This is a genomic window from Dehalococcoidia bacterium, assembly GCA_030018455.1.
Lineage (GTDB): Bacteria > Chloroflexota > Dehalococcoidia > DSTF01 > JALHUB01 > JASEFU01.
Genome location: JASEFU010000002.1, coordinates 202730 through 220794, shown reverse-complemented (window position 1 = coordinate 220794; position 18065 = coordinate 202730). Strand labels below are relative to the sequence as shown.

The following is an 18065-nucleotide window of genomic DNA, read 5'->3' as shown; positions in this document are numbered from 1 at the left end:
AGGAGGAAATGATGATCTACTTGTGGGAAACCTTCAACGTGGAGCCGGCGAGCCCCGAGGGGCTGGACAAGTTCGTCACGCTGGCCGGGGAGACGCTGCTACCGGCGTACGAGCGCCTGAGGGCGCGGCTGGCGGCGGCCTGGTACAGCGACATCGAGTGGTTTTGTCAGGTGACGCAGGTGCTGGAGTTCGATGACTTCGCGGCGCTCGGGGAATTTCGCGAGAGAGCGCGGCAGGACGAAGGCTGGGCGGAGTGCGAAAAGCGGCTGGAAGAGGCCGCGCCCGAGCGATCGCGGCGCCTGTTCGAGCCGTTTGCCGTGCCGCCGGAGACGCTGAAGGAGGCATCGGCGCAGAGCCGCGAGACGCCCCTCAAGGTGTACACGGTGGCCGCGATGGATGTTGCCCCGGGAAAGATGGCGCAGCTAAAGCAGGGGATGGAGGCGGCGGCGAAGGCGCTGCCGCTTGTCGCGAACTGGCGCGCAATCACGGGAAAGCAGAACGAGGTGATCGACCTCTGGAAGGGGCCGATGCGGCAGTCGGGGTACGAACCGTCGAACGAGGGAACGAACCAGTTCTTCCGCGGCGTGCGCACGCTGGCGCCGCGGGAACGGCTGTACCCGGTGTTTGCGCTGCCCTACTCGCCGCTCCGCTAGCGCCCGCCTCGCAGGACGGCGGGCCTTTGTTTGCTGCCGGACGGCGCTTGCCCGCCTGCGCAGGCAGGCTTGCGGCCAAGCGCCGCTTCAGCAGACAAACGCCGCGATGCCAGCGGCCAGGCGCCGCTTCAGCAGAGCGGCGACGCAGTCGCTTCACGAGAAACTGCGGGATTCATCACGCAGAGCCCGATTACCGGACACACGCTCTTCGTCATCCGCCTATCAGTTCTCTATGCGTTGACAGTCCAGCCCCTGTTAGCCGCTCGCTCGCACTGTGCGGCACACGTTTTCCAGACGGCCTATCCCCTCGATCTCGATCACGATGCGGTCGCCGTCCTTCATGAACACTGGCGGATCGCGGAACATCCCCACGCCGTGCGGCGTCCCCGTCGCCACGACGTCGCCCGGCAGCAGAGTGAAAGCGCGGCTAATGAAGGCGACAAGCTCCGGCACGCCGAAGATTAACTCCGACGTGTTCGAGTCCTGCATCACTTCACCGTTGAGGAGGGCGCGGATGCGCAAGTTGTGCGGGTCGGCGATCTCGTCCGTGGTCACCAGGACGGGGCCGATAGGGCAGAACGTATCGAGGCTTTTGCCCCGCACCCACTGCCGGTCCCCGAACTGCAGATCGCGGGCGCTGACGTCGTCGAGACAGGTATAGCCGGCGATGTAGTCGTAGGCGTGCTCCGGCGGCACGTTGCGCGCCGCCCGCCCGATTACGAACGCCAGCTCAGCCTCATAGTCCACCTGCTCGGTCAAGGCGGGGTCCCAAACGATCTCGTCGCCGGGCCCGATGACGGATGTCGGGAACTTGGCGAAGATGATGGGACGGTCGGGGATGCGCGCCCCCTGCTCGCGGGCGTGGTCGCGGTAGTTCAGCCCGATAGCGACGACCTTCGACGGATTCGGGACAGGCGCGGCGAGTCTCGTTTCCGCCGCCGGGAGCAGCAGACCTTCCGACAGCAGCAGCTCCCCTTCCCCTGATTCCAGACGCTGCGCCACGTAGTCCGTCAGACGTCTCGCCTCATCGAGCGCCGCGGGCCCCGTCTCGAGCAAGCCCTTCATGTCGGCGCCGGACGGCCAGCGGCTCGCTCCCGCCGCCTTCGCCGCCCGCTCGAGATCGACGATCCATTCGTTCGCGACGGCGCCGACCCGCACCGCGTCCCGCTGATAGAAGTTGCACAATCGCATCTCGGGCTCTCCTCGGCGTTGGGCGAATTGCTACGGGCGAGATTACACTGCGCGCCGGTCCGAGGCAACGGCGATCGGCTCCGCTTTCTTTGTCAGAACGTGACCCAATCCACTTGACTTAGCGCGCTTTCTGTGCATAAAATAGTACAAACCTTAGGTATATTCTCCTCCGGACGACCCCGGGGAGGCAGAAAGGGGAACGGTTACATGGCTGCGATCACGCGTCCAGTGGAAAGAACAGTCACCTGGGTTCAGCACAGCGTTCTCACACGCGCCTGGCTCGACTCATTGCCCGAAAGACTGGCGGAGGTGCTTATAATGCCCTTCGCTTTGTTCCTGCGGGTATCGATGGCGTTCATATTCCTTTGGTCAGGGTTCGACAAGCTGGTGACGGACTTCAGCGCCGCCGGCTTCCTCACCAACGCTACTTCGGGCCCTCTCGGCGGGTGGTTCCAGAGCCTCGGCAGGAACGATCTGGCGCTGGACGTAATCAATCCGTTGGTCATCTGGGGGCAGATACTGATCGGGCTCTCTCTCGCCCTGGGATTGTTCACCCGCTTCGGCCTCTTCTGGGCGGGAGCGATGATGATGATGTTCTACCTGGCGCAGTTCCCGCCCGAGAACAACCCGTTCGTGGATTACCACCTGATCTACATCATTGTGTTCGCTCTGCTGGGGGCGTTGGGCGCCGGCCGCATCCTCGGTCTCGATGCCCTGGTCGAGCGTCTGCCCTGGGTGAAGAAGAACCGGGTAGCAACGATCGCGCTTGGATAAGAAAGGGGACCGCGGGCACAATTCCCGCCGGAGGCCGGCCGCGAAGGCCGGCCTCTTGCTTTGTCTACCACAGCCGCTGTCGCGTTTGCGCACCTTCTGCCGTCTGCCACCGCGCAAAGGGCCTCGCAAGGTGCGCATATCGCCCACTCCCGGTACAATTGCGGCATCATACAGATCCCGGCGGGAGGCACTGAATGAGCGAGCGATTTGCGAACAAGACGGCGCTTATCACGGGCGCTGGATCGGGCATCGGCGCGGCGACAGCGCGACGTCTGGCGCAGGAAGGGGCGAAGGTCGCCGTCGTCGACATCGACGCGGCAGCGGCCGACGTGGTGGCGCAGCGGATCAAAGACGCCGGCGGCGAAGCGATATCACTCGTCGCCGATGTCACTCAGAGCAGCCAGGTAGAGGCGGCATTCCAGGAGACCCTGCGCAGGTTCGGCCGCCTGGACGTAATGCTCGCCAACGCGGGCGTCACGCCCTGCCTCTCCCCCGTCGGCGATTGCCCCGAGGAGTCCTGGCGCCACGTGCTCGACGTCAACCTCACAGGCGTCTACCTCTGTGTGAAGGAAGCTTTGCGCCCGATGCGTCGTCAGAAGAGCGGCGTGATACTGGCGACCTCCAGTGTCGCGGCGCACACCCCGATGCCCGCCGGCATCGAGTACAGCGTCTCCAAGATCGGCGTCGTGATGCTGATCCGTCACGTGGCGGTCGTCTACGGTGGGGAGGGCATACGGGCAATAGCGATCTGCCCCGGATGGGTGGATACCCCCTTCCTGGAACCCGTGTGGGACGCGGTCGGCGGCTGGACGGGGCGGGCAGCGCTACGGGCCAGCGCGCCTCTCGGCCGCATGGCGACCCCTGAAGACGTCGCCGCCTCGATAGCTTTCCTCGCCAGCGACGAGGCCTCGTTCGTGTCCGGAATCGCCTATACCATCGACGGCGCGACGACGGCGGGTACGATGGTGCGCCAGAGCCCGATCATAAGAGGATACCTGTCGATGCGCGCGGGCGTCCGACGCCTTATCGGCAAGTCGACGCCGCGGATGCGGCCGTGACCCTTCAGGCCGAGAAGAGCGGCCGGTTCTCTTAGCGGGCCCCCATCGCACCGTCCCTCAATGCCGCTGACAGCCTGTTGAAGACCCAGAGGCGCCGGAGCTCAGGCTCCGGCGCCTCGCTTCCTCACCTATCGCAGTCGGGATTGCGGCTGCTGGCGGTCACCGGCGGCGCTCGCTACTTGCCGTCGATTCTAGGGCAGGTTCTTCTCTGCCTGGTTCTGCCAGGCGCTATTCGCGTTGAGCTCAGGCGGGCTCCCCACAAACGCGCCTCGCGCGTAGGTGTCACCTTCGAGAGTGTACTTGAACCAGGCTACGTAGTAGCCCTGATAGCCGTTGTTTGCCGTTTGAATTGTGTTGTGGTCCGCCCCTATGAGCGTGGCCTTCGCCGCCGGCCCGGGCACCGCGTTGTACCACGTGACCGCTGCCGACTCCGTGGCGATGAATGTATCGCCCGAGCCCCTGGTGAACCAAATGGGGACTGAGGTCGGCCAGGTGGTCATGTCGGGCACGGGCGTGGACCACCATATCGGGTTGGGCAGCGCGTTGGTAATGGCGCTCTTGAACGTGGCCGGCGACAGCAGAACACAGTTGAGAGTCCCGCCGGCGCCCTGGGAGTGACCGAAAGCGCCCACTTTGTTCGTGGCGAGCTTCTGGTAGAAGATGCTGCCCGAGTCGCTGTTCTTAGCGATCATGTAGTTGGCTCCGGCCAGCATCTCGTAGCCCTCGCCCACGGAGCCGCTGTCGGAGGCTATGATGACGAAGCCCCACGATGCGAGGTGGTCCAGGGTGTCCGCGTACTGAGTCGGGCTTGCGCCGGTGCCGTTGCCCCAGGTCAGGATCGGGTGCAGGTAGCCCCCGGCACCCAGGTTCGTCGGATACCACAGGTGGAAGGCGTTTCCCTGACCGTCGTTCGCGGTCCCCGTGCTAACCGCCCAGGGGCCCTGCGCCTTGTACGTGTTTTCAATCGGTGAACCCGCGGTGTAGTACACCTTCACCGCAACCCAGTCCAGACGGAAGTCGCGGTTGGCGTCTGTGGAGTTGCAGATGAGGCGAACGCGGAAATTCGAGTCGCTCAGCTCGGACGTTGTCCAGGCGGTGCGGCCCCACTTGTCCGTCGAGCTGCCGAGCGTCTTCGAGTGCTCGCTTGTCGATTCTGTGGAGTCCCTCTTTGTGGAAGTCCAGGACGTGCCGCCGTCCCAGGAGAGCTGGACATCCATGCTATTGGTGCCCGTCTTGGAATCGAGCCACCAGTCGAGGCGCACCTCGATACCGTTTATCGTCGATCCGGCGGGCACGGAAATACCGTAGTTGTAGTAGCGGTGGCGGTCCGCGGCGCCGTTTACGTTCTCCGCGTAGCCGCCGGCGTCAGCATATGCATTTGTGGGGTTGACCTCGAAGCCGTTGTTGTCCCCGCCGGTATCCGCGGCGTTCGCGCTCGGACTCTTCAGACCGGTATCTGCCGCCATCGTTGTGCCTGTCGACGAGAACGCCCCAAGACCGGCCACGATGGCTGCCATGAGCAGTACTAACAACGCGCGCCTTCGCATGTACCTTCCTTTCTGTACTCGTTCTCATGCGCGGTTTCCGTAAGCTATGCTTCAAGTCATCTCGGGAGCTTTGGGCTATCCCTGCCTAATGCCGCTCCCCATCCGGGTATCAGGTATCGCCGCGGGTACCTCCTTTCGCTGCGCAATCCCAACCGGGCTGTCGTTTGGGGGCCACACGTGTGGCAGAAGTGGTCAGAATCATCATAACCAACAACTGGCGGCGATCAAGTCCCGCGGGCAGGCCAGTGCAACGAAATTCCACGTCCCGGCGCCAGACCCCGGAGGTGAAAGGTCGGCGAGACCGGCGGCACATGCGCGTGAGGGGAAAGCCCCTGCTATAATACCTTGAAGAGGCCGCTTTCATGGACAGACTGTATCGCAGCTCGGACCAGAGGATGGTCGCGGGCGTGCTCGGGGGGTTCGGCGAGTACTTCGGCGTCGACCCCACGATCATCCGCGTGATCTTCGTCATCGTGACGATAGCGACAGGCTTCCTCCTCGGGATTGTCGCTTACCTCGTGCTCTGGCTCATTATTCCCAGCGAGGATGCGGTCGACCGGCCGATCCGCGATTCGATGCGGCAAAACGTGGAGGAGATGGCGCAATCGGCGCGCAACCTGGGCAGCGAGGTGCAGGCGACGCTCAGCCGCGAAGGCAGAGCAGAGGAGCGAAGGGACCGGCTGCCGCTGCTCGGGCTCATCCTCATCGTCGCGGGCGTGCTGTTTCTCCTCAGCAGCCTCGACCTCCTGCGATGGTTCTATTGGGGAAGGTTCTGGCCGCTCCTGCTGATTATCATCGGCGTGTTCCTGCTCATGCGCCGTCGCTGAACCCGTGCGATGGGGGCGCGGCGACCTTCGGTCCGTTCGAGCCTCTCAATTACGGTGCTTTCAGCCGGCGCAAAGCGATTCCCGAAGGAGAATACCGCTGGTAGAAAAACGAGCATCGGGCGCCCCTCAGACGCTACGCGAGAAGCTGGCGGCGGGCCGCTTTGTGGTGACGGCGGAGGTAGACCCGCCGCGCGGCCTCGATCCGAGGCGCTCGCTCGAAGGGGCGACGCTGCTGACGGAGGCCGGCGTCGACTGCATTAACGTCAGCGACAGCCCGCTCGCGCGCATGCACCTGAGCGCCGTCGTGATGGCTATCATGGTCCATCAGCGCACAGGAACGGAGACGATCCTCCACTTCGTCACTCGCGACCGCAATCTGATGGCGCTCCAGGCCGATTTGCTAGGGGCGCACGCGATGGGCCTGCGCAACATCCTCTGCCTGCGCGGCGACTTCCCCAAAGGCGTTGGATACGCGACCCCTGTCGGCGTGTGGGACGTGAGCCCTGTCGGCCTCATCCGCATCCTGAAGGGGATGAACGAGGGGGTAGACGCGGCCGGCAACCCGATAGGCGAGCGGGCTTCTTTCTTCATCGGCGCGGCCGCCAACCCGATGGCGCCGCTGGAGGTGGAGGAGAGGCTGCTACGGCGCAAGAGGGAAGCAGGGGCCGACTTCCTGGTGACGCAGCCCGTCTTCGACGCGGCGCTGGTCGAAAGGTACCTGCAGGCAGTAGGCCACTTGCGCATTCCCATCATTCTGGGGATCATGCCTCTACACAGCCACCGTCACGCGGAGTTCATCCACCGCGAGATGGGCGGCGTGACGGTGCCGGACGAGGTGCGGGAGCGGATGCGCCAGGCGGGAGACAACGGTCTCGCTGAAGGGATGAGGCTGGCGCGCGAGCTCCTCGGGCAGGTCCGCGACAAGGTGCAGGGTGTCTGCGTGATGCCCTCGTTCAACCGGTATGACGTGGCGGCTGAGCTAATCGGCTGGCTGCGAGGCTAGCCGCAACGACGGCGCATCCTCACAGGTGGAAGGAGAAAACAGTGGCGACGAGAGAAGAGGTAGCAAGCGAATTGCAGGCAGTTGTCGAGCGCGCGGAGGCGCTGGCAGCCCGTCTCGATCAGAAGGACCTGGAGTGTCCGACGTGCGAGGGCGGCTGGACGGTGAAGGAGGTCTTCGCGCACCTCGCATCGATGGGCGGCTCGCCCGGCTTCTTTCTGGCGATGGCGCAGCGAGCGCAATCGGGAGGGGGCAGCGGAGGCGGCGGCCTGGGCGCAGGGTTCGACATCGACGCGTTCAATGCGCAACAGGTGAGCGCGCGCAAGGAGAAGACTCTGAAGGAGCTGCTGGACGAGTTCCGCCAGGGACACGAGCAAGGTATCGCAATGATACGGTCGGCGGCGGACGATCTGTTGAGCAAGCAGATGCCTGACCCGTTTAGAGGCGGAATGTCGACGCCGCTGGAGATGATCAAGGGGTCGTGCTGCGAGCACGAGGCCGCGCACCTCGACGAGGTCGAGGCGGCGCTGAAGCGGTAAGCCGCCGGCAGAGCCTCGTGATCGGCCGTGGAAGCGGATGACGTCCGCGGCCATCTGTGCGGCCGCTGCCGCTTCGCGAAACATTTGCGTCTGTCTTCCCACCCACCGGGGGCGGGCAGGCCCGCCCGCCCACAAGCGCAGTCCCCACCCCACGCCCCACCTATCGCCGGGGAAACGCCGGTCGCCAGTCATCGGCCGCCGAGCGACCGAGCGACTTGCTTCTCCTTCTTGCCGTCCCGGCCTTGCCTTTCCCTTCCCGGCATGCGACAATAAGCGCGGCTGGGCCTGTCCCGCGACAGGCAGGTGGAGGCGGCGCGGTTTTCCACTCAAAGGCCAGTCTTCGACGGCCCCTCAGCGGGCGGCGGTAGCCCGCTTCGTTGGGAGGATGCGGAGAGGAGGAGGTCCCTTCCGGTGGCCCAGGCTACATCAGGGTTGTTTTGCGTCTCCAGAACCGAGGCGCAACGGCCGATTCTAAGAAAGAGAAGGCCGTTGCTGGAAAGAGCCATCGGGTCGAGCAGGAAGCCATGATATCTCCGTCGCGCCCCCTCGACGTCATGTTCCGCAGGCTCCGCGGCCTCGATCTTATCCTCCTCGTGTTCCTGTGGCATGCGGCGCTGGGCATCTTCTTCCTGGCGCTGGTGCAGCAGTACCTCCGGCAGGAGCTGGGCGCCTCGGCGGCGTTTCCCGGATACGCGCTCGCTTCCTACAGCCTGGCGCGGTTTGTGTGGCAGACGCCAGCGGGCTGGCTCGCCGACAGGCTGGGGCGGCGCGTCATGCTCTGCGCGGGCATCGCCATCGGGCTGCCAGCGCTGGCGCTGATGATGGCCCTGCCCAGCAAGCACCTGTTCCTCGCGTTCTCCGGACTCTATGGTCTGAGCGCGGCGACGATGTGGCCCGCCCTCCTCGCGCACGTGGGAGACACGCACGAGCCCGACCGGCGGGGACGCGCCCTGCACTTTCTCAACATGGCGCAACTTCTCGGCCTCGGGTTGGGCACGATGATAGGCGTCTTCCTCGGCGATCTCGTCTCCTACACTTCCGTGTTCATCGCCTGCCTGAGCTTCAACCTCCTGGCGCTGTTCGTATCGCTCCGCCACCAGTCGGCGCCCATGTGCCCTGTGGGCAGGGAGTGCGGTGAAGAGGTGCAGCTTAGCGCCCTTCGTTCGATGCTGCGGCCGGGCGTGATGATACTGGGCGCCATCATCCTATTCCTCAGCCTGGGGATTGCGGTGCAGACGCCGGCCATCGGGACTTACACCGACCAGGTGCTCCGCGTCGAGATGCACCAGGCGGCCTACCTGCTGTTGCTTCCGGGAGCCGTCGCCGTCGTCGTGGCGCTGAAGTGCTCCCACCTTGCCGACCGTTTCGGGCGCCACCTTCCGCTCATTGTCGGACTGACGGTGACGGCGCTATCGTTGTTCGCTCTGACGCTGACGCGCAGCCCCTTCCTGGCGGTGAACCTCGCCGTGCTTGCCGGTCTGGCTTACGCCGTGAGCGTGCCCGCGTGGTGCGCCGCCGCTATCGACGCGACGCAGGTGCACTGTCGAGGCCTGCTTCTCGGCACGCTCGCCACGTTGCAGGGGCTGGGAGGCGCCGCGGGGCAGGCGGTCGGTGGGAAGGTAAGCGAAATGTACGGGCCGCTCGCGCCCTTCCACTTCGCCGCCATCCTGCTGGGTGTCGCGATTCTGCTGACCGTCGTGCACGTACGTCATCAGCAGTTGCAGCGGCGCAAGGTAGAAGCAGCGCCCGTCCGCTTCTGACCGCTTCTCTCGCACTCTCCTCGACGCCCCGTCGCGCAACTTGATCTCCCGCCGTCGATCCCGCATTCTCTTTACATCGGGGAAGCGCTCGAAAGGGACTGTCATGCTACACGAGAGGCTGACGCGCCGCGGGCTGCTGCGGCTGGGCGCAGGCATGGGCATCGCCGCGGGAGCCGGAGCGACGCTTGCCGGCTGCTCATCCAACGGGCCTGAAGAGGCGCAGAGTCCCGCGGAGCCGGCCCCCGGGCAAACGGTGGTGACGGCCGTGCGCGGAAGCGACCTCGCCGCGATGGCGCGCGAGGCCCTCGAAGCCGTGGGCGGTATCGGCGCCATCGTCCACGAGGGCGAGAGCGTTTTCATAAAGCCGAACATGGTGACCCTCGGCTGGGCCAGCATAGGCCGCGACGCCTTCAAGACCGGCGAGTGCACCAAGCCGGAGATACTGGCAGCCGTGGCGGAAGAATGCATCCGCGCCGGCGCCTCGCGCGTGACCATCGGCGATGGCTCGCAGATGTCGAACTTCTCCTGGGAGTACGCCACGACCCTTGACGGCTCGACTAACCTTTATCAAGAGGTCAAACGTCTCAACGCGCAGTACGGAGAGAAGGTCCACCTCGCCTGCCTTGATGTCGACTCGCCTTCGTGGGTGGACGTACCCACGAAGACCTCGCTCGGCACGATTGCCGTCTCAAGCCTCGTCGCCGAAGCAGACCGCGTAATCTCGATACCCGTCCTCAAGACGCACCAGTGGGCGCAGCTCACCCTCTCGCTCAAGAACTTCGTGGGAACGACGCCGCTGGCGCGCTATCAGGCGAAGACGGACGGGACTCTGCCGCGCATCGGCCTGCACCTGGCGGGGATCGAGCAGGTGTTCCTCGACATCGTGGCGGGGGTGAAGCCGGACCTGGCGATAATCGACTGTTCGATATGCGTGGAGGGCGACGGGCCTTCGGCCGGACCGGAGCGAGGCGAGACAGTGGATATGCGGGTCCGAAACGGCTCCTGGCTGCTGCTCGCCGGCACCGACCTCGTGGCGGTGGACGCGACGGCGGCCCGAATGATCAACCACGATGTGTGGACGACGCGTCAGCTCACCATGGCATACGAGCAGGGGCTGGGCGAGATACGCGAGGAGGCGATCCGGCTCGACGGGGCGCGGCTGGAGGAACTGAGAGTCGAATGGGAACCGGCGACTCCCGCCGATCCCACTCAGCTCAGCCGCAGTCACTTCACACCCGCCTACCATTTGGGGATCGCCTAGTCTCCTCTTCCCCGCAGACTCGCCGTACCGCATACTGCAACTGACCCCAGATACGCCTCAATCGCAGGAGGGGCAGAGTGCGGCTCGAGTACAAGTGGATCGTTGGGATCGTCTTCGCGTTCGGCATGTTCATGAACCTGCTGGACGCGACGATCGTTAACGTCGCGCTTCCCACCTTCGCGCGTGAGTTCCAGGCTTCGGCCGCCACCATTCAGTGGATAGTCACCGGCTACCTTCTCAGCCTGGCTGTCGCTATCCCGATGAGCGGCTGGATCGGCGATCGCTTTGGCACCAAGCGCACACTCATGCTGGCGCTGGGAACATTCACGGCGGCGTCCTTCCTGTGCGCACTTGCGGGCCGCGTCGAAGCGCTCATCGCCTTCCGCGTCCTGCAGGGCATCGGCGCCGGAATGCTCACTCCGGTGGGGATGGCTATTCTGTTCCGGGCGTTCCCCCCGCATGAAAGGGCTCAGTCGGCGGCGATAATCGCCATCCCGACAGCAGTCGCGCCGGCGAGCGGCCCCGTGCTCGGGGGCTATCTCGTCGAATACCAGTCGTGGCCCTGGATTTTCCTGATCAATATTCCCGTGGGCGCGCTGGCACTGCTGATCGCCGGCATTTTCTTGCGGGAGGAGAAGCAGGCGCAGCCGGGCCGGCTGGACGTTCCGGGATTCCTGCTATCGGCTTCCGGGCTGGCGCTGCTGCTTTACGCGTTCGCGGAGGCGGGGACGCGCGGCCTTGATGATGGGCGCGTGGTTGCTGTCGCCGCGACGGGAGCGGCTTTGCTGGCGGCGTTCGCGGCCGTGGAGCTGCGGACGAAGATGCCCCTCATCGACGTGCGGCTGCTGAGGGACAGACTGTTTCGCGCCATCATGATCATCTTCCTGCCCGGCCAGGCGGCGTTCATCGGCGCCCTCTTCCTGCTCCCCCTCCTCCTCCAGGCCGAGATGGGTCTGACGCCGCTGGAGTCGGGCCTGGCCACGTTCCCCCAGGCCATCGGCATCGCCCTGATGGCGCAGCCCGCGGGGCGCATCTTTCCGCTCATCGGCCCCCGGCGCATGATCATGTTCGGCACGGCGGGGTTGCTGGCGACGACCCTCGCCTTCCTACTCGTCGACCTGCAGACCGATGTCTGGTGGATAAGGCTGCTGATGCTGCTCCGCGGCTGCGCCTTCGCCTTCGTCATGGTACCCGGTCAGACGACGGCCTACCTCACGATCAGGCCGCAGGAAACGGGCCGCGCCACAGCGATGGGGATGGCTATCCCTCAGGTGGCGGCCAGCTTTGGGGTTGCGCTTATCGCCACAGTTCTCACGGACCGGCTCGTCTATCACGGCGCCCAGCTCGGCAACCCGATGACGCGAGACGGCGCGCTCCTCGCCTTCCACGAAGCGTTCGTTGTTGCCTCCATCTTCCCCGTGCTCGCATTCTTCGCCGCGCTGCTGCTCAGCGACAAGGAAGCGCTGGCCGCGGCAGCGAAGCGACCGGCGCCGCCGGAGCGCCCATCGCTCACGGCTGAAGCAACCGCCGATCCTCCCGGCTGAGGGCGCCCCTGCGCGCCCGCGCGCGCCACGAGGCGAGGCCACCGAACGCGGAGGAGAAGAACCGGGAGTCAGGAAGACTAGCCGTTGGTATCGGCGAGGTATTCGCCGTAACGGACGAGGTGGCCGAGGACCTTTGCCGCCCGTTCCGGCGTCGGATAGACGAAGATCCCCTTCTCCTGCAGCGCCAAGACGGCGGGCGAGCGCCTCCCGGCGGGGGCATCGGCCAGGAGGAGGGGCTTGCCGTAGCGCCACACGCGCTCCACCAGCCCGTCGACGAGGCCCGCTTCTGCCTGCGCCATCGCAGACGCGTGCTCGGCCAGCTTCCGCGTCACCGGGTCCTCGATCCGCTCCGGCGCCGGGCCGGATGGGTAGCCCACACACGATATGCCGAGAACGGCGTCGACCGCGGGCGACTTTAGCAGCGTGCCGAGGCAGAAGTAAGACATGTCGGAGGTGCCCGCCATATCGACCGGGTTGCCGTGCGACCACCGGGGCGGAAGCTGCCTGTCGAGCGTCTCCAGCGTCTCGGGCGGGAGCGTCGCCATCTCCAGGCCGAGGCGCACGCAGGCGTCTGTAGCGACGACGCCGAAGCCGCCGCCGCCGGTGAGTATGGCGACGCGACGGCCGCGCGGCCGTGGCTGCCCAATAAGCGCAACGGCGACATCGAACATCTCGTCGATCTCTTCCACGCGTATAACCCCCGACTGGCGAAAGGCGGCGTCGTGCACCGCGTCTTCGCCGGCAAGGGCCGCCGTGTGCGACCACGCGGCCTGCGCCCCCTGCGGCGTCCGCCCCACCTTCATGACGACGATGGGCTTGCGCCGCGTCACCTCCTTCGCGAGGGTGAAGAAGCGACGGCGGTCCCGCAGCCCCTCGACGTAGGTGGTTATCACCTTCGTCTGCTCATCCTGCGCCAGGTACTCAATGTAGTCCTCCAGGTGCAGATCGGCCTCGTTGCCCGTGCTGACGAACTTGCTGAAGCCGACGCCCATCTCGGCGCCGCGGCGGAGGATGTAGCCACCGAAGTTGCCGCTCTGGGAAACGCAGGCGATGGGCCCCTCGCGTATCGCGTTCTCGCCCACCTCGCCGGTGGTGAAGAGCTTGCTCGCGGTGCTGAAGTGCCCCATGCAATTCGGGCCGACGAACCGGAGCCCGCCCTCGCGGGCGATCCTGACGATCTCGCGCTCCGCCGCCTTGCCTTCCTCCCCCACTTCGCCGAAGCCTGCGGTGATGACGACGGCCGCCTTCACCCCCTTTTGCACACAGTGCTGCATGGCCAGCGGGACGCTCTCGACGGGGACGACGATTATCGCCAGCTCGACGGGACCGGGGATATCGAGGATGCTCGGATAGGCCGGAACACCGAGAACGTCGCGGGCGCGGCTGTTCACCGGGTAGACCTGCCGGACGGCGGCCGAGGCGATGACGCGGCTGAAGATGTTGAACCCCCACTTGCCGGGGGTGTTAGAAGCGCCGATCACGGCGACCGGGCCGGGGTTGAAGATCGACTCCAGCTGCCGGGCAAGAGAAGGACTTTCCATACGCCCAATTATAGCGGGGAGGGCGAATCCGAGCTACGCCGCCGTGTGCACTTCCCCGAGGCAGCCGTTCCTTCGAGAGCGGACGTCCGGGCCAAGGGACAGCGTGCGACGATGTCGCCGTAACATGAGCGCTCTTCTTCCCACCTGCCTGCCTGCAGGCGGGCCCTCCCACCCGCGAGAGATCTTTTCCGGGGACACCCCCTGAAACCCCCGGCAGAGGGGTGCTCCTCTGCACTCCTCTCTTGCCGGACGTCAGGAGATAGCCACGAGACGGATGAAGTTCGTCTCGCCGGCAGGCGCCTGTGGGGCGGCGCCGACGATGACCACGAGGTCGCCGGGCGCGAGCAACTGCCTGCGCCCCAGTTCGCGGTCGATCTCGGCCGTCACCTCCTCGATATGCTCTGTGCCCTCGACAAATAGGGGATAGACACCGCGCCAGAGAGCAAGCTGTCGCGCCATCGCCTCGCGGTCGGTGAGGGCGAAGATCGGCAGCGGCGGGAGCAGTTTCGAGAGGGTGCGCGCCGTCCGCCCGGAGCGCGTGTAGGCGGCAAGAGCGCGGGCATCGACCTCGACGGCAAGGGTGGCGGCGGCGCGTGCGACGGCATGGCCGCGGCCACGGCGACGGGAGACGGGCGCGCTCACGGGGAGCGTCTCCGCCTGCCGGATAATGCGGTCCATGGCCTGGACGGCGAGGACGGGGTAGCGCCCTATCGACGTCTCGGCGCTGAGCATGACCGCGTCGCTGCCGTCGAGCACGGCGTTCGCGACGTCCGACGCCTCGGCGCGCGTTGGCGTGGGGTTGCGCGTCATCGATTCCAGCATCTGGGTGGCCGTGATGACGGCCTTCCCCACTATGTTTGCCCGCTCGATGATGCGTTTCTGCTCCACCGGTACCTTCTCGGGCGACACCTCGATCGCAAGGTCGCCGCGCGCGACCATCACGCCGTCGAACGCGCCGAGGATGCCGTCGAGGGCGTCGAGCGCCTCCGGCCTCTCGATCTTGGCGAGCAGCGGAACCCTGGCGCCGCGCTCCCGCATCAGCCTGCGCGCCGGGTCGGCGTCCCGAGGGCGCCGCACGAAGCTGAGGGCCACCATATCGACCCCTTGCTCCAGCCCGAACCGCAGGTCGTCGCGGTCTTTCGCGGTCAGGGCGGGCGCGTCGATGGTGGACTGCGGCAGGTTGACGCCCTTGCGGGCCGAGAGCACGCCGCCCTGAACGACAACGGTCTCGACACGGTCGGAGTGGACGGCGGTAACGCGGAGCTGGAGCAGACCATCGTTGAGAAGGACGGGATCGCCGGGCCGGACGACCTGGGGGAGCTTCTCGTAGCTGGTGGAGATGACGCTTTCCGTCCCTTCGACGGGGCGCGCGCTTATGTCGAGCCGCTCGCCCGCCTTTAGCCGCACGGGCTTGCCGCCGGCCATCTCGCCCACGCGAATGCGCGGCCCCTGGAGGTCCTGCATCACGGCAACCACGCGCCCCAGCTCGGAAGCGATGCGCCGGACCAGGGCGATGCGACGGCCGTGGGCAGCGCGGTCCTCGTGGGAGAAGTTGAGGCGGACGACATCGACGCCGGACTCGAGCAGGCGTCGCAGCACGGCTTCGTCATCGGTTGCGGGGCCAAGCGTGGCGACAATCTTCGTGCGACGGAACGAGGTCATCCTACTCCTCCAACGCCACGGCTTTTTCCGCCGCCAGCATCGACCATCTGACGCGCTCGATGACGGCGGTTTCCGGCGCCGCGCCCTGAAGGACGCGGCATCCTGCCCGCCCGACCCCCATTTGCCTCTGCCGCCTGTCAGACGACGCGCTCGATGACCGCGGCGATGCCCTGCCCGCCGCCGATGCACATCGTCTCCAGCGCCAGGTGGGCGTCGCGGCGCTCCATCTCGTGGAGCAACGTAGCCATTATACGCGCTCCTGTCGCGCCTACGGGGTGCCCGATGGAGATGCCGGAGCCGTTCACGTTCGTCCGGTCGAAGTCGCTCTCCTTGAAGCCCCACTCGCGGGTCACGGCGAGAACCTGGGCGGCGAACGCCTCGTTCAGCTCGATGAGGTCCATGTCCTTCAGGCTCATCCCCAGGCGATCGAGCACTTTCTTTGTTGCGGGGACAGGCCCGATACCCATATACGCCGGATGGACGCCCGCGGCCGCCCAGCCGAGCAGCCTGCCCATGGGCCGCAGGCCCAGTTCGACCGCCTTCTCCGACGAGGTGACGATGCAGCAGGCGGCGGCGTCGTTCTCGCCGCTGGCGTTGCCGGCGGTGACGGTGGACTCGGGATCGATGCGGGCGCGGATGGGCCGCAGGGCCGCCAGCTTCTCGAGCGATGTGTCGGCGCGCGGGTGCTCGTCGCGTGTCACCATCGTCGTCTCGCCCTTTCGCGACGTGACGGGCACGGGCACCGTCTCGGCGTCGAACTTGCCGGCATCCCAGGCGGCAACGGCGCGCTGATGGGAGCGGAGGGCGTACTCGTCCTGCTCCTCGCGCGGGATGTTGTACTGCTTTCGCAGGTTCTCCGCCGTCTCCAGCATGCCCCCTTCGACGATGTAGCGGGCGCTTCCCGCGGTCACGCGGCCGCGGTCGAGCCGGTCGTAGAGGGTGAGGTTGCCGCGGTTGGGTCCCCAGCGGGTACCGATGACGTAGAACTCGGCGTTGCTCATACTCTCGACGCCGCCGGCGAGGACGACATCGGCTACGCCCGTCTGCACCTCCATGGCGGCGAGGCAGATCGCCTGGAGACCGGAGCCACAGCGGCGGTCGAGCTGGAAGCCGGGCACGTCGACGGGCAAGCCGGCGCGGAGGGCGGCGAGGCGCCCGATGGCGGGGTTCTCGCCGTTGGGGTAGCACTGGCCGAAGATGCAGTCGTCGATAAACGACGGGTCAAGCCCGCTGCGTTCGAGGACGGCGGCGACGACGATGGACGCGAGGGTCTCGGCGTCAACGTCTCTGAGCGCGCCGCCGTAGCGTCCGACGGGTGTGCGCACGGGGTTGCAGATTACGGCGTCAGTCATCGTTGTGCTCCTCTATCGCGTTTTCGGCCGGCGGTACCGGGCGGTATGTCATCGCTGTGCCGGCTTGGACGGTTCTGAGGGTTAAGACCCTCAGCCTCTCAGACACGCAGGCGCGGAGGCCTCGAAGCGCTCTGCTGCGACGGCGCCAACTCGCTAAGCGTCTGCGGCGCCGCCGGCGGCCGCTTCCTGTCGCAGTCGGTACTCCTCACCGCATTCGAGAGGCTCGCCGCGCATGCCGAAGCTGAAGCACTTGTTGCAGCTCAGGCATTTCGCGGGCGCCCTGTCGCCGTCCCGCCAGCGGGCGATGAGGGAGCTCTCTCGAATCAGCGGCCGCGCCAGCGACACCATGTCGGCGTCGCCGCTCTTGATGATCTCGCGGGCTGTCTCAAACCGCCGTATGCCGCCGACGAGCATGAGCGGGATATCGACGGCGCGCCGCGCGGCCACGGCGTCGTCGCGAAAGTAGACGTGTTCGGGGGCCTCGGGCCTCTCGGCGGCGGAGCGTCCCCCAAAGCCGGTGCTGATCTCGACGGCGTCGAGCCCGGCGTCGGTCAACGCCTTCAACGCCGCCAGCCCTTCATCGAGGGTGAGGCCACCGTCAGCCCGGTCGCGCAGCCCGATCTTGACCATGACCGGGTAGTCGGCCCCGACCGCCTTTCGCACCGCCTTCAGCGCTTCGACGGCAAAGCGGCGGCGGTTCTCCGGCGAGCCGCCCCACTCGTCCGTGCGCTTGTTCATGAGCGGCGATAGGAACTGGCTAATCAGGTAGCCGTGGGCGCCGTGGAGCTGGACGGCATCGAAGCCGGCCTCTTTGACGCGGGCGGCGGCGGCAGCGAAAGCCGCGACCAGCCCCCACACCTCATCGCCGGTCATGGCGCGGTGCGGCCAGCGGTGGCCTTCGATCTCAGACGGGGCCAGGGCGACGCCTTCCTTCTTGCTCAGAAGGCCGAGGTTCAGACCGCCGTGCGCTATCTGCACGGCGATGCGCGCGCCGTGATCATGGGCGGCCTGCGCCAGGCGCCGCATCCCGGCGACGTGCCGGTCGTGGGATATGCCGTATTGGCGGCCGGCGGCCTTGCCTTCGTCGGAGACGTAAGCGTAGCCCGTGACGATGAGGCCCACGCCGCCCTCGGCCAGCCCGCGGATAATGCGAACGGAGTCGTCAGTGACCTCGCCGTCATCGGTGGCGGTGCTGTCCCAAGTGGCTGAGCGCATGAAGCGATTGGGGATAGACATCTGTCCAATTGTGAGGGGATCGAAGGGGTCGGGCACGGTTCCTCCTGAGAGACTGAATCGACATGCTGTCCGGTGCGCAAAAGCAGTATACAACGCCGCTGCCGCTATCGTTCAACGATT

15 protein-coding genes are annotated in these 18065 nt (G+C 66.4%); 9 read left to right on the top strand and 6 right to left on the bottom strand.

All coding sequences use genetic code 11. From position 1 onward, the window contains the following. The first annotated feature begins 11 nt into the window (after positions 1-11). The gene (locus QME71_04490) at positions 12-653 is read left to right on the top strand and encodes an NIPSNAP family protein (GenBank protein MDI6857558.1); all 642 of its coding nucleotides are present in this window, start codon (positions 12-14) and stop codon (positions 651-653) included. 255 nt (positions 654-908) lie between these two features. Here QME71_04490 and QME71_04485 read toward each other — a convergent pair whose 3' ends face one another. Further along, the gene (locus tag QME71_04485) at positions 909-1844 is read right to left on the bottom strand and encodes a fumarylacetoacetate hydrolase family protein (protein ID MDI6857557.1); all 936 of its coding nucleotides are present in this window, start codon (positions 1842-1844) and stop codon (positions 909-911) included. Between the two features lie 318 nt (positions 1845-2162). Between QME71_04485 and QME71_04480 the strand changes: the two genes are divergently transcribed. Both QME71_04480 and QME71_04475 read left to right on the top strand, forming a co-directional pair. Next, positions 2163-2618, top strand: coding sequence for a DoxX family protein (locus QME71_04480; GenBank protein ID MDI6857556.1), 456 nt, complete (start codon positions 2163-2165; stop codon positions 2616-2618). A 194-nt stretch (positions 2619-2812) separates the two neighbouring features. Then, positions 2813-3676 carry an SDR family oxidoreductase gene (locus QME71_04475; GenBank protein MDI6857555.1) on the top strand — a complete coding sequence of 288 codons (864 nt, stop codon included), beginning with the start codon at positions 2813-2815 and terminating at the stop codon, positions 3674-3676. 191 nt (positions 3677-3867) lie between these two features. Here QME71_04475 and QME71_04470 read toward each other — a convergent pair whose 3' ends face one another. Beyond that, positions 3868-5208: a hypothetical protein gene (locus tag QME71_04470; protein ID MDI6857554.1), complete on the bottom strand. Its 1341-nt coding sequence runs from the start codon at positions 5206-5208 to the stop codon at positions 3868-3870. Positions 5209-5585: 377 nt separating this feature from the next. Between QME71_04470 and QME71_04465 the strand changes: the two genes are divergently transcribed. From QME71_04465 to QME71_04440, 6 genes are all read left to right on the top strand, one after another. Then, positions 5586-6050, top strand: coding sequence for a PspC domain-containing protein (locus QME71_04465; GenBank protein ID MDI6857553.1), 465 nt, complete (start codon positions 5586-5588; stop codon positions 6048-6050). A 4-nt stretch (positions 6051-6054) separates the two neighbouring features. Further along, entirely contained in the window at positions 6055-7053 is a 999-nt protein-coding gene (locus tag QME71_04460; protein MDI6857552.1) for a methylenetetrahydrofolate reductase, read from the top strand. A 41-nt stretch (positions 7054-7094) separates the two neighbouring features. Next, entirely contained in the window at positions 7095-7589 is a 495-nt protein-coding gene (locus QME71_04455; GenBank protein MDI6857551.1) for a DinB family protein, read from the top strand. Between the two features lie 524 nt (positions 7590-8113). Continuing rightward, complete coding sequence (locus tag QME71_04450; protein ID MDI6857550.1) at positions 8114-9349, top strand: MFS transporter; 1236 nt, start codon at positions 8114-8116, stop codon at positions 9347-9349. Between the two features lie 103 nt (positions 9350-9452). Next, complete coding sequence (locus QME71_04445) at positions 9453-10610, top strand: DUF362 domain-containing protein (protein MDI6857549.1); 1158 nt, start codon at positions 9453-9455, stop codon at positions 10608-10610. Between the two features lie 77 nt (positions 10611-10687). After that, positions 10688-12154, top strand: coding sequence for an MDR family MFS transporter (locus QME71_04440; protein MDI6857548.1), 1467 nt, complete (start codon positions 10688-10690; stop codon positions 12152-12154). 77 nt (positions 12155-12231) lie between these two features. Here the strand turns inward: QME71_04440 and QME71_04435 are convergent, their stop codons facing one another. The 4 genes from QME71_04435 to QME71_04420 form a co-directional block, all read right to left on the bottom strand. Then, complete coding sequence (locus tag QME71_04435) at positions 12232-13695, bottom strand: CoA-binding protein (GenBank protein MDI6857547.1); 1464 nt, start codon at positions 13693-13695, stop codon at positions 12232-12234. 252 nt (positions 13696-13947) lie between these two features. Further along, on the bottom strand, positions 13948-15357 hold the full coding sequence (gene pyk / locus QME71_04430; GenBank protein ID MDI6857546.1) for a pyruvate kinase: 1410 nt from the start codon (positions 15355-15357) through the stop codon (positions 13948-13950). Between the two features lie 137 nt (positions 15358-15494). Continuing rightward, entirely contained in the window at positions 15495-16709 is a 1215-nt protein-coding gene (locus tag QME71_04425; protein MDI6857545.1) for an acetyl-CoA C-acetyltransferase, read from the bottom strand. Between the two features lie 153 nt (positions 16710-16862). After that, positions 16863-17981 carry an NADH:flavin oxidoreductase gene (locus tag QME71_04420; protein MDI6857544.1) on the bottom strand — a complete coding sequence of 373 codons (1119 nt, stop codon included), beginning with the start codon at positions 17979-17981 and terminating at the stop codon, positions 16863-16865. Between the last annotated feature and the right edge of the window lie 84 nt (positions 17982-18065).